Below are 15,360 nucleotides of genomic sequence, written 5' to 3' on the forward strand. Positions count from 1 at the left end.
TGAAAGTCCAAAACAAGGCTTTCAGCTTTATGCTTTTAGCTTTATACCATAACAATGAGGGATATTACCACATCAAAAGAAAAGCTGCTAAAAAAGATACGTAAAGCTTTGCTTGAGAAGCGTGACAATCCTTACCCCAACCTCGAAGACCTTCCTCACTACCCTCAATCTGACGAACCGCCGGAAATAATGTTTGCTGAAGAATTTACCGCAGCAGCCGGGCAATTTGTTTTTTGTGAAGACGAGATACAGCTGATAGATAACCTGCTGAACCTTGCCGACCAGCGAAAATGGCGCAAAATATATTGCTGGGAACCCGCGTTGCAGGAAATATTACTTAAGTACGATTATCCTTTTTTTGAAACTGATAAGGATTTTGAGCAAGCTGAAGTTGGTTTTACCCTGTGCGAGGCCCTAATAGCCCGTAATGGAAGTATTCTGTTGTCCAATGCCGGAATGGCAGGCCGCAGGTTGAGTATATACCCTCCGGTACATATTGTGCTGGCGTATACTTCCCAAATTTTAACCGATCTGAAAGACGGCTTTAAATTAATAAAAAATAAATACGGCAGCCAATTGCCGTCTATGATCAGTAATGTAACCGGCCCCAGCCGGACCGCAGATATAGAAAAAACCCTGGTAATGGGCGCCCACGGCCCTAAGGAACTTTTCGTATTTTTACTTGAAGGTTAAAGCACTCTTTTAATTTTTAGTAAACCGACCCGAATCGGTCTAATCCGATGTTTTTTTGCAACAATTTAGTTATTGAAGTATGTTTTCTGAAAATACCGTGAAAACACGGGGTATCTTTTTTTCAATATACACGTATAGTGGTTAAATTATTAATTAAAAACCCTAACTAAAATCATGGCCTCAAAAATTGATCCCCAACTGGCTAAAAGCCTTAAGCAAGAGTTCCGCAGCCGCAACAGAGCGGCCGGCGAACATGCTTTAAAAACACCCGAAGGACAAAATCTTAACGGATTTTTCATTGACAGAGAAACTTTAGAAAGTATTTTAAAAAACGAAAAAGTTGATGGAATTCACGTACATTTAGCAAAGCATCCGGATTACGCCGGAAAACCTGATCACGTTAATACGCTCATGGTGAGTGGTTCAGCACGTAATACGGAAGCCGGCGCCGCTACGCCATTTGTAAGTACCGGTGACACTTATACAAATGTTTATCCTTGTCCTCCATGGTGTGATTAAGTAATATTAAATGTCCAAGTTAATTTCGATACACCTTATTTTACTCGGAATTGCTATTGCGATAGGAATGGTACGCTATCGCCGGCTTACCATTCCTTTTCGATTATTAACATTCTTGTTACTGGTTACTTTAATCCTGGAGACGCTAGGAATTATTCTTGCCCGGAAGTATAATAACAACCATATAATATATCATTTCGAGTGCATTTCTGGATATATTTTTTACGCTCTCATTTATGCTCATTTTTTTTACAATAAAACAACCAAAAATCTTATTCGCTTCTCAGTAATAATAATTCTCATATTGTTTTTCATAAACGCTATCTTCATACAACCGTTTACTAAATCATTCCCTACATATATATATCTTTTGACAGACGCCTTATATGTCATATTTTCTTTATGCCTTTTTAAACAAATGCTTCAGCATCCGCTTGAACAAAATATATCGAGGCAGAGCATGTTTTGGTTCAACATTTCTATCTTGTTCTTTTCCACTACTATGTTTTTGAACCTTGGCCTGTTGAATTACTATGCGGAGCACAAATGGGGAAAAGACCTCATCTATTTGCTATGGGTTGGGAATTTTTATTTATTATATATTTTAAATAGCGTATCCCTGCTTTTAGATAATAAAGAAATTAAAGTCGATAACGCATAACATAAATAAGATGCTTGGGCTAACGACAATATATGTTATAATCCTCGCCGTCGTTTTGATAGTTGGCCTGACCCGTTTTAGCCGGCTCTCCAATCCTTTTAAAATTTTAACGTTTTCGGTGATTATAACTTTTCTAACAGAACTTGCCGGAGAGATCTTTACCATTCAGCATAAGAATAACAGTTCACTATCCCACATTGAAAGTATCGGAAATTATATACTATACTCGCTCATCTTTCTCCTCCTCATTAAAAATAAAACCCTCAAAAAGGGTATTTTGATTTTGATGACCTTAGCTATTGTTTTTTTTATTATTAACGCAACTTTTATACAACCTTTCAGCAGAAACTTTCCATCCAACGTTTATTTGGTAAGCAATACCTTTTTTGTCATACTCGCTTTGTTGCTCTTCGGGCAAATGCTAAAGCATCCTCTAAATGTAAGCATCATCAAACAAAGTATTTTTTGGTTTAACGCAGCCATTTTACTGTTTTCCATAACAATGTTTCTAAATTTGGGGCTGCTAAGTTATTATGCAAGGCACCATTGGGGAAAAGATAGTCTGTATTATTTCTGGGCCTGCAGTGTATATACTTTCAGCATCTTAATATGCGTCTCACTGTTAGTTGACAATAAAAAACCTGCCAGACCTTTACATGGATAATGAAAGTATACGATTTATTGTTTTATCCGCCGCGTTCCTGTTCGCGCTGGTGGCCGGGTTCATCGTATATTTTGTGATATTATATCAAAAAAAACAGCTTAAAAATAAAAAGGATCAGGAAGAACGTGAGGCCTTTTACCGCCAGGAAGTGCTAAAAACCCAGATAGAGATACAGGAGCAAACTTTTGAACATGTTAGTAAGGAAATACATGATAATATTACACAGGTACTATCATTTGTAAAGCTTTCCATGGGCACATTGGGGAATACCCTGGATGACGCCAAAAAAGCGAAAATGAATGAAAGCCGCGAACTGATAGCGCAGGCGATAACCGACCTGCGCGACCTTTCAAAAAGCATGAGTTTTGAACACATAACATCGCTCGGCTTAACAAAAACTATTGAAAGGGAGGTTGAAAAATTAAATAAAAGCGAGCTTGTAAAAACTACATTTTTAACTGAAGGGCAACCGTACCCGCTTGGTGAGCAGCGTGAACTGGTTTTATTCAGGATATTGCAGGAAGCTTTAAATAACGCGTTAAAGCACGCTAAGGCTAAACATTTTAAAATCGACTTGCAATATCAGCATGATTTGTTTACCTTGAGCATCGAAGACGATGGTGCAGGTTTTTCGCCTGAATTGCTTAATAATAAAAGTGGTTCAGGATTAAGAAATATGGGGAACCGTGCTGCACTGATCGGAGGAAATGCAACAATTGATAGCGCTCCGGGAGAGGGCTGTCGTATCAAGGTTTCCCTAAACCCTTTTAAGCAATTATATATCGATGGAGGCCCCCATCCAAATAGCGTTAGTTGACGATCACCGGCTTTTCAGGAGCGGCATAGCTTATTTGATCAATAATTTTCATCATTACAGCGTTCTTTTCGAAGCTGGTGACGGGGAGGAAATGATCAAAAAGATACAGTCCAAATTGAAGCCGGACATCATTTTGCTGGACATCAGTATGCCCAAAATGGACGGCATATCGACAGCAAGATGGCTGCGTACCAACCATCCCGACATCAAGATCATTGTGCTTTCGATGTTTGAAGATGCCGAAAAGGTTTTGACAATGGTAAGGATGGGAGTAAAAGGCTATTTACTTAAGGACGCTGAGCCGGTGGACTTCGAGGATGCTTTAATGAAGGTGGCCAACGACGAGATATACTATCCGGATTTCGTTACCCGCCACCTGGTGCACAATATCAACATAGACTTTACCCTGGCCAAACTAAATAGCCGCGAAATTGAATTTTTAAAGCTATCAGCCACCGAGCTTACCTACAAAGAGATAGCCGAACACATGTGCATCAGTTCGCGGACAGTTGACGGCTACCGCGACCAGCTTTTTGAGAAACTCCAGATCAAAAGCCGCATTGGCCTGGTCCTTTACGCGATAAAAAATAAATTGATCGACGTTTGATGATTTGCTAATATTTTTAGCAAATTTGTCTTATGTCACACGAGGAAAATCCCGATTTTTTTAAGGGCAGGGGGGCGCAGGTCAATATTCACAATAAGTTCCTGAAGAACAAATATGTACTTGAGCATGTAGAGGGGCTCGACGAGCCTTTGCTCGAAAACTCGGCTACCCAAATATTCGAGGAAACGCCGAAAAAGATAGTAAGCGAATCGAACAGTCCCGATCTCAGCCATATGTATTCCATCAACCCTTACCAGGGTTGCGAACACGGCTGCATCTATTGCTACGCACGTAACACGCACGAATACTACGGCTTTAGCGCCGGGCTTGATTTTGAACGGAAAATTATTGTAAAGCGTAACGCAGCAGAATTGCTGGAGCAGTACTTTAACAAAAAAAATTATGAGCCGGTTGCTATCCTGTTGTCAGGCAATACGGATTGCTACCAGCCGATGGAACGCAAGCTGAAAATTACCCGCTCGCTGCTGGAAATTTTCCTTCGGTACCGTAACCCGGTAAGCATCATTACCAAAAACAACGTCATTCTGCGTGACCTGGACATTTTGAGCGAACTGGGTAAACTAAACCTCGTGCACGCCAATATCTCTATTACATCGCTTAACGAGCAGATAAGGCAGAAACTAGAACCACGCACCGTGACTGCCTCCGGCCGCCTGGCAGTGATTCAAAAGCTGACTGAGATAGGCGTGCCGGTGCGGGTAATGGCAGCGCCTATTATCCCGGGGTTGAACAGCAACGAGATACCGGCAATTATTAAAGCTGCCGCCGACCGGGGAGCAAGAGCTGCCGGCTTTACCATTGTGAGGCTCAATGGCAGCATAGCCGAGATATTCACGGACTGGATACACAAAGCTTTCCCGGACAGGGCCGAAAAGGTGTTGAACATGATCAGGGCCTGCCACGAAGGCAAGCTGAACGACAGCGAATTTGGCCGCCGCATGGGCGGCGATGGCAAGGTAGCTGAATCAATCCATCAAATGTTTAGGATGGCTACCAACCGCTTTATGGCCGGCAGGGAAATGCCGCCATTTGATTATAGTTTGTTTGTGCCGAAGAACGGGAGGCAGACAAGCCTGTTTTAATATCAAACAAAAAGCGCCCTATTAAGGCGCTTATTAAATTTCTATAACTCCCTTGAGGGACGTTGACTTTACGCAGTCTCTACTTCCAAAGCCATCTGCTCATCAACCAAAATACGGCCGCAATGTTCGCAAACAATGATTTTTTTGCGTTGGCGGATGTCCGACTGGCGCTGAGGCGGGATCTGATTGAAGCAACCTGAGCACGAATCGCGCTGGATAGTTACTACAGCCAAACCATTCTTTGCGTTACCGCGCAAACGGTTGTAAGCGATCAGCAAACGTTCCTCGATACCTGCAGCAGCTTTGTCAGCTTCCGAGTTCAGCTCGTTCTCTTCCTTTTCAGTTTCCGAAGTAATGGTGCCAAGCTCAGCTTTTTTAGCATCAAGGTCAGCACGGCGGCCTTCCAAATCGGCAAGCGCTTTTTCGTATATCTGGGTTTTGGTTGTTATCTCGTAACCAAATTCTTTGATCTTCTTTTCGCTTACCTGTATGTCAAGTCCCTGTATCTCTATCTCTTTCGAGATGGCATCGTACTCACGGTTATTCTTTACTTCGTTAAGCTGTGCTTCGTATTTTTTGATGTTGGCCTGTGCATCCCTTATCAGGTTTTTGCGGGTCACAATATCATCTTCTAAATCATCCAGCTCATTTTTTATTTTCTGAATGCGTGTTTCCAATCCTTCTACATCATCTTCCAGGTCGGCAACTTCCATAGGCAGTTCACCTCTTACCTGGCGTATCTTGTCAATCTTGGTGTGGATGGTTTGTAGTTCGTATAAAGCTTTCAGCTTCTGTTCTACGGTTTGTTCCATTAAATAAAATATTTGACGGGGTTTGTATTAATCTCTGTTAAACGGACGGCAAAGTTAGGAAATTTTTTCTGAATAATATCATACAATAATTGAGCCGTAAATTGCTCACTTTCAAAATGTCCGATATCGGCTATAACCAGCTTTCCCTCGGCGTCAAAAAACTCATGATATTTGTAATCGGCGGTGACAAAAAAGTCGGCCCCTGCCGATATGGCATGCTTCAGCAGGAAGCTTCCGGCACCACCGCACACTGCTACGCGCTTTACCGGTTTGCCGGTTAACGCCGTATGCCTGATGACCTTTGCATCCATGCTTTGCTTAATAACAAACAGGAACTCCTCGCCGCTCATTTCTTCGTCCAATTCACCTATCATACCCGAACCTATCTGCTGGTGCTGATTAGTTAAATTATATAAGTCATAAGCTACTTCCTCGTAAGGGTGAGCCAGGAACAGTGCCATGAGTAACTTACTTTCTATAGGCGCAGGATACACGGTCTCAATCCTCACCTCGTTTTCGTAATGCCGTTTGCCTGGTTCGCCTACATAGGGATTAGTATCTTCGCCGCCTTTAAAAGTTCCCGTACCTTCAGCGTTAAAACTGCACTCACTATAGTCGCCTATATTTCCCGCCCCGGCGTGAAAAAGGGCGTTTCTTACCTGCTCGGCTTTTTCCACGGGCACATAAGTAACCAGCTTTTTCAGCAAGCCATTTTTTGGCGACAGTATGCGGCAATTCTTCAACTCCAGCATCTCGCATATCTTCGCATTCACTCCCTCCATCACGTTATCCAGGTTGGTGTGAATGGCGTAGATGGCAATGTTGTTTTTGATGGCCTTTTCAACCACACGCTCTACGTAAGTTTTTCCGTTAAATCTTTTCAATCCGCGGAAAACTATGGGGTGATGTGAAATGATGACCTCGCACTGTTTTGCTATGGCCTCTTCCACAATAGCCTCGGTACAATCGAGCGACAATAACGCCTGGTGCACTTCTTTGTCAGGGTGACCGACGATAAGGCCGGAATTGTCATAATCCTCCTGGTAATTCAAAGGAGCCAGGCTTTCAAGGTAGGCGGTCAGCAGCGATAGTTTCATAAGGCTAAATTACTAATATCAACATTCGCTTTTTAATAGGTCAACTTAAATGCCGCTGCATATTGCAGGCCGTTATTGCTTTGCATTGATTTTGGTATCGTCACCAGGATATCTCCACCTTCCTGTTTCCATCTCAGTTTTTGCCTGATCCCCAGCAGAGCTATCTTTTTAACTTTCCTGTCGTTTCCGGTCGGTATTTTAACAACCGGTTCAAAGGCTACATCATTGTTTTTTGACAATAAAAAAGCGTATTCATCGCTCCCGCCGTTGGTTTGCGTAAAGAATATATCACCTGCCGAATAGGGCGCAACCGCTTTGGACGCGTAGATGCCTTCGCCGTTGATCTTTATCCATTTGCCTATATCGGCCAGGCGCTTGTAAGCTTCCGGGTCCCAGTCACCATCCGGCCCCGGACCGATATTCATCAGGAAATTACCACCCCGCGACACGATCTTGATGAGCAACTGAACAATTTGCAACGACGGTTTATAATGATCGCCAGGAACGTAGCTCCATGAGTTGCCCATTGTCATACAGGTTTCCCAGGGATGACTCAGCGGCTCTGCGGGCACCTGCTGCTCGGGCGTAGTATAATTTTCGTACGGTCCGGTTACGGTGCGGTCCACCACGATCAACCCGGGCTGCCTGGCACGAGCCATTGCCGCTATTTTAGGCATATCAATGTCCTGGTCAAATTTGATACCCTGCTGCCAGTCGACACTTCTGTCAACGGTTTTCAGCGGTCTAACCCAGCCGCCATCAAGCCACAGGATATCCATTTTCCCGTAACCGGTCATCAGCTCCTGTATCTGGTTGTAGGTATAATCTTTAAATTGCTGCCATTTATCCGGGTGTTTGGCCGGGTCGTAATTTACGTTCCTGTCCTTCGGGGGAAAATACGGCCACCAGTAATAAGGGCTATGCCAGTCGGGTTTTGAAAAATAGGCTCCGGTCATAAAATGTTCCTTCCTGAACGCGTTGAATATTTCAAGGGCCACATTACTTTTCGGATTGGATGAAAATGGCGTTTTAGGACTGGTCACTTTATAATCCGTCTGTTTGGTATCGAACATGCAAAATCCGTCATGATGCTTGGTAGTGAACACGACATACTTCATACCGGCGTCCTTTGCCGCCTTTACCCATTTGTCCGGGTCGAAGTGCGTAGGGTTAAAGGTCGTTTGCAGGTTTTCGTAGGCCTTTACATAAGTATTATAGTCGGCGCTGTAAGGGCCTTTGCGCTGCGTCCATCCTTCATCCTCGGGGCAAATGCTCCAGCTTTCAACCACACCCCATTCGCTGTAAGGGCCCCAGTGCATAAACAGCCCGAATTTCAGGTCCTGCCATTGCGCCAGCTTATGCTGTACGGCAGTATCGGTTGGTGGCACATACCCGTCATTTTTTTGAGCGTTTGTTGTTAAGCTTAAAACTACCAGGATAAAGGCAAGCGTGTGTTTCATAAAGTATGAGTCAATTGATTATATTTTTAAGTATTCATCCAAACCACCTTCTGCTCCGGTTGATGCGGCTGCGCGATGATACCGCCATAAAGCTCCGGCCTTCGGGCTTTAATGTACCGGTAACCACCCGCATCTGTCAGCTTTTCCGGAACAATGGTCGCTATAACGATCTCGTTCTCAAAACTGCGGCATTCGGCAACGATGTCACCAAAAGGATCGACGATCATCGAACAACCATTTTTCAACTGGTCGTCGTCCATACCGATGGGATTCGAGAACACCGCATATATCGCATTATCGTACGCCCTCGCCGGCAACCATTTCATCAGCCAGGCCCGGCCCTTCAATCCATCAAACTCCTGCCTTAAAGTAGTCGGATCCGCATACCTGTTCTCCCACAATTTAGGGTCGACAAAGCCCGCACCCGGACGGGTAGACGGCGTGCACATGGTAACATGCGGCATAAAAACGATATCGGCCCCTAATAATTTTACCGCCCGGACGTTTTCGATGATATTATTATCATAGCAGATCAAAATGCTGCATTTCCATCCGTAAAGATCGAATACCACATACTGGTCGCCGGGTGTCAGGTGGGGGTTGATAAAAGGGTGCAGTTTATGGTATTTAGCAACCAGTCCGTTCTTATCAGCACAAACCTGTGTTTTGTAAAGTTTATTATCCGCGTCTTTTTCAAACAAGCCGGCGAGTACGGTAATATCGTATTTTCGGGCTATGTCTATCAGTTTCTGTACGCTTGGCCCATCCGGAACAAACTCAGCTATATCGAGCATTTGACTTTTATCCAGGTGCCGCGCAAAACTATACCCGGTTATGGAACATTCGTGGAAACTAACAATATCAGCCCCATTTGCCGCAGCTTCAGCGGTAAGCCTTTCGATAACAGAAAGATTGTACGCCTTATCGGCGCTCTTAGTCTCGAATTGGGCGGTAGCGATCTTCAGGTTTTTCATTTTTGTTTTTTCTTCAAAGGTAGCCGTCAAAAAAACGCCTGAATTGTACATTCCCGACAAAACCGACTAAATATAGCAATCAAAAGCTAATTAACGATTACCAGGTTAACCGCCAGCGTACGCGCCGCCGACCTGTATTGTGTGGGTGTGAGCCCCGTTATCTGCTTAAAATTGCGTATTAAATGCGCCTGATCGTAATAACCGGATTCCAGCCCGGCGATAGTCAGTGAGTCTTTTTTACCCGAAGACCGGATAAGCGATAAAAAATGATGCAATCTTACGATTTGTAAATATTTGACGGGCGATGTTCCTATAGCCTGGTCAAAAATGCGCTCGAGACGGCGTTCTGTATAGCCTGTCATGTTTACCAATTCGTTCACCGTCAGCTGTCCTTTTACCTGCATAACTGCATTGACAATTGTTCTCAACTGGTTCGCGTCTGCTCCGGAATCTTTAAAAAGGCTTTTAAAATACCCCTCTATGGTAGCGATGGCTTTGGGGTATGATCCTGCTGAACTCAAAGCGTCATTGACCGAATAGCTTTGCCGGCCGAATATTAAATTTGCGTCAATGATCTGCGCCTTCAGTTCCTCTGCCGGGATACCACATAGGCTGAAGAATCCGTAAGGCTGAAAAACAACGATCAGCAATTCCGTTTCATCCTCGCTAATAATATCCAGGTAATCGCCCAATTGCCCGTAAATGAAGGCTGCCGGTAAGGGCTCAACAAATTGGCTGTCTTTCTTTCGGATTATAAGCTGCCCGCCGGTTACAAAAACCATTCCCGTGTTCCCGTCGGAAAAAAGGCGTAGTGGCTTACGGTAACTGCATTTCAAAAACAGGTAATGTTTGATGCAAAAAGACCAGGCCGGCGATGGAGGGAGCTGCATTGCTTTTACAATTACACAAATATAGCTTAAATCCACTTTTATAGCATCGCTTAAGGCATGCCGGGCTGTTTGAGGTAACGGCAAAAAACCCGGTACTCATAGCAATTGCTTATTGTGCCAGGTATTCTATAGTAATGTTCAGCGTATGGCTTTAGCTTGCCATTTTGGCCATTTGGAAACTTTCGTAAACCATTTTCTGGTTGTATTCCAGTGTCAGCGATTTGTTGTTTACCAAATCAACTATAGTTCCAATCCAGCAAAACCCGAAAGTAAACAAGTAAAGAAGGCCCATTACTGTTTGACCTAGTACAAACCGATGTATCCCCGCTACCCCAAAAAACCCGATGAGTGTGAAAATCAGTATATCCTGGGAATTCTTCCTTTTGCTGGTATAGCTCATGTAGAAAAACTTCTGCTGGCTTTCGGTCAACTGGGCCAGGGCCTGCTGTATATATCCCAATTCTTCGGGTGTTACACCGGGAAGAGCCATGTAGGGATTATTTTGGTACATATCCATGATGATGAGTTTTAAAGTTGATGTAAAACTAATATAGGAGATTATATCCGGCAATACAAAACTGGCAAAATCTGTCATCTATCCGGTGAGCGGCGGAAATATGGCGGCGAAATATATTATTTAATTAAAAGCGCATTTTGATCGAAGAACCTGAGCCTTACCAAACTATAAATTCGGTAAAAAATAATACCAAGCGCCGGTATACCCAGCCAGTGAGCATGCCACGAGTTGGTTATATTGCCGTGAAATAACCAGGCAATAGAATGCCCTAAGCCGCAGCCCGGGCACCACGTAAAACCTAATGCTTTAAAAGGGCATAAGCTGAAATGTGCCGGCCCTGCCGGATCAGCAAAAGCGAGGGCTGCGATTGCCGCGATCCAAAAAACTAACTCGAAATATTTGCTGAATAGCCGCTTAATCAACTTTTTTGCCTTTGGTCATTACCAGCAAAGATACCGCCAGAGACGATAAAACCCCGATAAGCAACGCGGCAAATATACGGCCCGAAAAATCCTTCCAGTTAACCGCTCCGAAATCGATATAATTGATATAGATAATACCTATGAAAACGACGAATATCCCGGCGACGATCAATATCTTAAAACAGTGTACCAGCCCTTCAAAAAAATTCATTTGCCCCTCCAGTTCTTTATAACAGTAAACTTTTACGCCATAGTATAACCCGATAATGGGTATCAGCACAGAAACAAATTCGATCGGGTTTACAGTATCATTGCTAAAGGTTAGGCCCATTGCGTGCATAATAAAAAGCCACACGCCACTTAATAGTCCAATAATTAGTCCGGGTACGATTGCGTTTTTCATAATTTATTTGCTTTAAAGGGTCCGCCGCAGAGGATAACCGTGCAGCGATAGTGTTAGGTGACCAAATGGTTATATAAATATACGTGATTATTTAGAGTAAATTACAATATCCATAAAAGTGAATTTCAGCAGGGTTTGTTTTTATTAACTACCTGTTTTTGCGGCGAAAGGTTGCCGGTTTAAATGTACAGCAGCTTTTTTGCTATATTTGCGGCGGTTTGAATATCCGTGATATCTTAGAGCGTTACAAGGCTGATGAACGGGTAACGGCTTTGGCGCAGGCGCTGAACGCCGGAAAAGATCCCAGGGTTCAGTTACGTGGTTTGGTCGGGTCGGGCGATGCGGCGGTGGCGGTAGCTTTGTATTTTTTGCAGCACCCGCATATGGTATTCGTGCTTCCCGACAGGGAAGAGGCCTCTTATTTCCAGGCCGACCTGGAAAACCTGACGGGCAAAGAAGTGCTGATCTTCCCCTCATCGTATCGCAAAGCATTTGAATTTACCCAGCCCGACAGCAGCAATGTTTTGGCGCGTGCCGAGGTTTTGAACGAACTGAACCACTCATCAGAGTTTGGTAAACTCATTGTTACCTATCCCGAGGCCCTGGCAGAAAAGGTGATAGACCGCGCCTCGCTTGAAAAGAATACCCTCGAAATTGCTATTAATAACAAACTGAGTATCGATTTTATCAACGAGTTCCTGGTCGATTATGATTTTGAGCGTGTTGAATTTGTGTACGAGCCGGGGCAGTTCTCTATCCGGGGTGGTATTGTCGATATCTTTTCCTTCTCGCACGATCTGCCTTACCGCGTCGAGTTTTTTGGCGACCTGATAGAATCCATCCGGACATTCGAGATAGAGAGCCAGCTCTCAGTCGAACAGGTAAAAAGCATTACTATCGTTCCCAATGTGCAGTCGAAGTTTTTGACGGAGAATAACATTTCCCTGTTAGAATATGTTGAGCCGGGCACCCAGCTTTGGATAAAAGATGTTCAGTTTACCCTGGATATTATTAAAAGCGGCTATAAAAAGGCCGTTGAACTATGGAAGGCTTTATCGGCGGATGAAAAGCAAAAGAACCCGGATTGGATAGACCCCAAATTTGGTTTTACCGACGAAAAACTAATAGCCGACCAGCTGCACGATTTTCCTGTAGTTGAATTTGGTAAACAGTTCTTTTACCAGGATAGCAAAAGCGTTGATTTCGATATGCGGCCCCAGCCATCGTTCAATAAAGATTTTACGCTGCTTATCCATAACTTTAAAAACAACGAAGCCGATAAGATCGAAAACTTTATCGTTACCGATTCGGCCCGGCAGGTTGAACGGCTTTATGCCATTTTAGACGACCTGGACAAAACCGTAAAGTTTACCCCGGTAAGTATCGCGCTGCGCGAAGGATTTGTGGACCGTGAGCAAAAGATCGCCTGCTATACCGATCACCAGATATTCGACCGCTACTATAAATACAAGCTACGCAAAGGTTATCAGCGCTCGCAGGCCATTACATTGAAAGAGCTGCGCGAATTGAAACCCGGTGACTATGTTACCCATATCGATCATGGTATCGGTAAATATGCCGGGCTGGAGAAAGTGGAAGTGAATGGCAAAATGCAGGAGATGATCCGCCTGATCTATGCCGACAACGATTTGTTATACGTAAACATCAATTCGCTTAACCGCATATCCAAATACAGCGGCAAAGAGGGTACCGTTCCCAAAATGAACAAGCTGGGTACCGACACCTGGGAGCGCCTGAAGAAAACCACAAAAAAAAAAGTTAAAGACATAGCCCGCGACCTGATCAAGCTTTACGCTTTGCGCAAGGCCAAGGAGGGCAACGCATTTAGCCCCGATAGTTATTTGCAAACTGAACTGGAGGCGTCGTTTATTTACGAGGATACCCCGGACCAGGAAAAAGCTACGGCCGATTTTAAGCGCGATATGGAATCGCCGCACCCGATGGATCGCCTTATTTGCGGCGACGTTGGTTTTGGGAAGACCGAAGTTGCTGTGAGGGCGGCTTTTAAAGCTGTTGCCGACAGCAAGCAGGTGGCTATCCTGGTACCAACCACTATCCTGGCGGCGCAGCATTATAAAACATTTTCCGACCGCCTTAAGGGTTTCCCTGTTAATATTGATTATGTGAACCGCTTCAAATCCAGTCGGCAGATCAAGGACACCCTTGAGAAACTGAAGGATGGCAAAGTAGATATCATCATCGGCACGCACCGGCTGGTGAGCAAGGACGTTAAGTTTAAGGACCTTGGCCTGATGATCATAGACGAAGAACAGAAATTCGGCGTGACCACCAAAGAGAAATTGAAGGCCATGCGGGCCAATGTGGATACGCTGACACTCACAGCTACGCCCATCCCGCGCACATTGCATTTCTCACTGATGGGCGCGCGCGATCTTTCCATCATATCCACTCCACCGCCTAACCGGCAGCCCGTAGTTACCGAGCTCCATGTATTTAACGATACGCTGATCAAAGAATCCATCGAACACGAAATAGAGCGCAACGGGCAGGTTTTCTTTATCCATAACCGTGTTGCCGACCTGATGCAGCTTGGCGGGCTTATCCATAAGCTGGTGCCGAAGGCTCGGGTGGGCATTGCGCACGGCCAACTGGAAGGCGATGAACTGGAAGACGTAATGCTCAAATTCGTTAACGGCGAATATGACGTGCTGGTGGCTACTACCATTATCGAAGCGGGTTTGGATATACCCAACGCAAATACCATCATCATCAACCATGCCCACATGTTCGGGCTCAGCGACCTGCACCAGATGCGCGGCCGCGTGGGCCGGAGCAACAAGAAAGCTTATTGTTACTTGTTAAGTCCGCCTTTATCAACCCTTACTTCAGAGGCCCGGAAACGGCTGAGCGCCATAGAAGAATTCTCTGACCTGGGCAGTGGCTTTAACGTTGCCATGCGCGACCTGGACATCCGCGGCAGCGGTAACCTGCTGGGCGCCGAACAGAGCGGCTTTATTGCCGAGATAGGTTTTGAGATGTACCATAAGATCCTCGACGAAGCCATACAGGAGCTGAAAGAAGACGAGTTCAAGGGTTTGTTCACAGATGATAAACCCCGCCCTTATATATCTTTCACCCAGATCGATACGGATATGGAACTCCTTATCCCGGACGAGTATGTGACCAATATCGGTGAGCGCTATAACCTGTATACCGAGCTGTCCAAACTGGAAAACGAAGTCGAGCTGCAGGCATTTGAACAACAACTTCATGACCGCTTCGGGCCGGTGCCGCCCCAGGTGCGCGACATGCTAAATACAATGCGCCTGCAATGGCTGGGCCGTGCTATTGGTTTTGAAAAGATATCATTGAAAAAGAATGTCCTGCGTGGTTATTTTATAGCCAGCCAGCAATCGCCATACTTTGAAACGGATATGTTCAGGCAGGTGTTGTCATTTGTTCAATCTAACCCCCGCCGAACCAATTTAAAGGAGGTTAAAAGTACCCTGCGCATCAGCGTTGAGAACGTAAACTCCATTGACGACGCCGTGGAACTATTGACTGATATAGCCGAACCCGTTGCAATTTGAGTTTATTAAGGGCGTTCTTGTTCTCGCCGGCAGTAATACTGCTTTAAAAAACAACACGATGTCTTAAACTGTCTCTTTCGTGCAAAAAACAGGCGCAAACTTGCCTGAAGTTGCTCCTTTTCGGCCTCAAGTTGACGCTTTTTCGTCCC

14 protein-coding genes are annotated in these 15,360 nt (G+C 44.7%); 6 read left to right on the top strand and 8 right to left on the bottom strand.

The window, feature by feature from the left end; translation table 11 throughout:
- Positions 1-54 precede the first annotated feature (54 nt).
- The 5 genes from FRZ54_RS03175 (at position 55) to FRZ54_RS03195 (ending at position 5,064) form a co-directional block, all read left to right on the top strand.
- Positions 55-693: a LutC/YkgG family protein gene (locus tag FRZ54_RS03175; protein WP_147030203.1), complete on the top strand. Its 639-nt coding sequence runs from the start codon at positions 55-57 to the stop codon at positions 691-693.
- Between the two features lie 174 nt (positions 694-867).
- On the top strand, positions 868-1,212 hold the full coding sequence (locus tag FRZ54_RS03180) for a hypothetical protein (RefSeq protein ID WP_147030204.1): 345 nt from the start codon (positions 868-870) through the stop codon (positions 1,210-1,212).
- A 1,317-nt stretch (positions 1,213-2,529) separates the two neighbouring features.
- Positions 2,530-3,354 (top strand): sensor histidine kinase, encoded by an 825-nt coding sequence (locus tag FRZ54_RS03185; protein ID WP_147030205.1) that lies wholly within the window; start codon positions 2,530-2,532, stop codon positions 3,352-3,354.
- The gene (locus FRZ54_RS03190) at positions 3,323-3,961 is read left to right on the top strand and encodes a response regulator transcription factor (protein WP_147030206.1); all 639 of its coding nucleotides are present in this window, start codon (positions 3,323-3,325) and stop codon (positions 3,959-3,961) included. The genes FRZ54_RS03185 and FRZ54_RS03190 overlap by 32 nt, the downstream gene beginning before the upstream one ends.
- A gap of 32 nt (positions 3,962-3,993) precedes the next feature.
- Positions 3,994-5,064, top strand: coding sequence for a PA0069 family radical SAM protein (locus tag FRZ54_RS03195; protein ID WP_147030207.1), 1,071 nt, complete (start codon positions 3,994-3,996; stop codon positions 5,062-5,064).
- A gap of 68 nt (positions 5,065-5,132) precedes the next feature.
- On the opposite strand, the gene FRZ54_RS03200 is transcribed toward FRZ54_RS03195, so the two are convergent.
- From FRZ54_RS03200 to FRZ54_RS03235, 8 genes are all read right to left on the bottom strand, one after another.
- Positions 5,133-5,876, bottom strand: a complete 744-nt coding sequence (locus FRZ54_RS03200; RefSeq protein WP_147030208.1) for a zinc ribbon domain-containing protein — start codon at positions 5,874-5,876, stop codon at positions 5,133-5,135.
- Positions 5,876-6,973 carry a Nif3-like dinuclear metal center hexameric protein gene (locus tag FRZ54_RS03205; protein ID WP_147030209.1) on the bottom strand — a complete coding sequence of 366 codons (1,098 nt, stop codon included), beginning with the start codon at positions 6,971-6,973 and terminating at the stop codon, positions 5,876-5,878. Before FRZ54_RS03205 ends, FRZ54_RS03200 begins: the two co-directional genes overlap by 1 nt.
- A 32-nt stretch (positions 6,974-7,005) precedes the next feature.
- Positions 7,006-8,433, bottom strand: coding sequence for an alpha-L-fucosidase (locus tag FRZ54_RS03210; RefSeq protein ID WP_147030210.1), 1,428 nt, complete (start codon positions 8,431-8,433; stop codon positions 7,006-7,008).
- A gap of 26 nt (positions 8,434-8,459) precedes the next feature.
- Positions 8,460-9,407 carry a nitrilase family protein gene (locus tag FRZ54_RS03215; RefSeq protein WP_147030211.1) on the bottom strand — a complete coding sequence of 316 codons (948 nt, stop codon included), beginning with the start codon at positions 9,405-9,407 and terminating at the stop codon, positions 8,460-8,462.
- 86 nt (positions 9,408-9,493) lie between these two features.
- Positions 9,494-10,297 carry a helix-turn-helix domain-containing protein gene (locus FRZ54_RS03220; RefSeq protein WP_147030212.1) on the bottom strand — a complete coding sequence of 268 codons (804 nt, stop codon included), beginning with the start codon at positions 10,295-10,297 and terminating at the stop codon, positions 9,494-9,496.
- A gap of 151 nt (positions 10,298-10,448) precedes the next feature.
- Positions 10,449-10,814 carry a TM2 domain-containing protein gene (locus FRZ54_RS03225; protein WP_147030213.1) on the bottom strand — a complete coding sequence of 122 codons (366 nt, stop codon included), beginning with the start codon at positions 10,812-10,814 and terminating at the stop codon, positions 10,449-10,451.
- Between the two features lie 116 nt (positions 10,815-10,930).
- The gene (locus tag FRZ54_RS03230; protein WP_228462610.1) at positions 10,931-11,236 is read right to left on the bottom strand and encodes a DUF2752 domain-containing protein; all 306 of its coding nucleotides are present in this window, start codon (positions 11,234-11,236) and stop codon (positions 10,931-10,933) included.
- Positions 11,229-11,639 carry a DUF4199 domain-containing protein gene (locus FRZ54_RS03235; protein WP_147030214.1) on the bottom strand — a complete coding sequence of 137 codons (411 nt, stop codon included), beginning with the start codon at positions 11,637-11,639 and terminating at the stop codon, positions 11,229-11,231. The genes FRZ54_RS03230 and FRZ54_RS03235 overlap by 8 nt, the downstream gene beginning before the upstream one ends.
- A gap of 218 nt (positions 11,640-11,857) precedes the next feature.
- Here FRZ54_RS03235 and mfd point away from each other — a divergent pair, with 218 nt between their 5' ends.
- Positions 11,858-15,211 (top strand): transcription-repair coupling factor, encoded by a 3,354-nt coding sequence (mfd, locus tag FRZ54_RS03240; RefSeq protein ID WP_147034405.1) that lies wholly within the window; start codon positions 11,858-11,860, stop codon positions 15,209-15,211.
- The last annotated feature ends 149 nt before the right edge of the window (positions 15,212-15,360 follow it).

Source organism: Mucilaginibacter ginsenosidivorans (genome assembly GCF_007971025.1).
Classification (GTDB): Bacteria; Bacteroidota; Bacteroidia; order Sphingobacteriales; family Sphingobacteriaceae; genus Mucilaginibacter; species Mucilaginibacter ginsenosidivorans.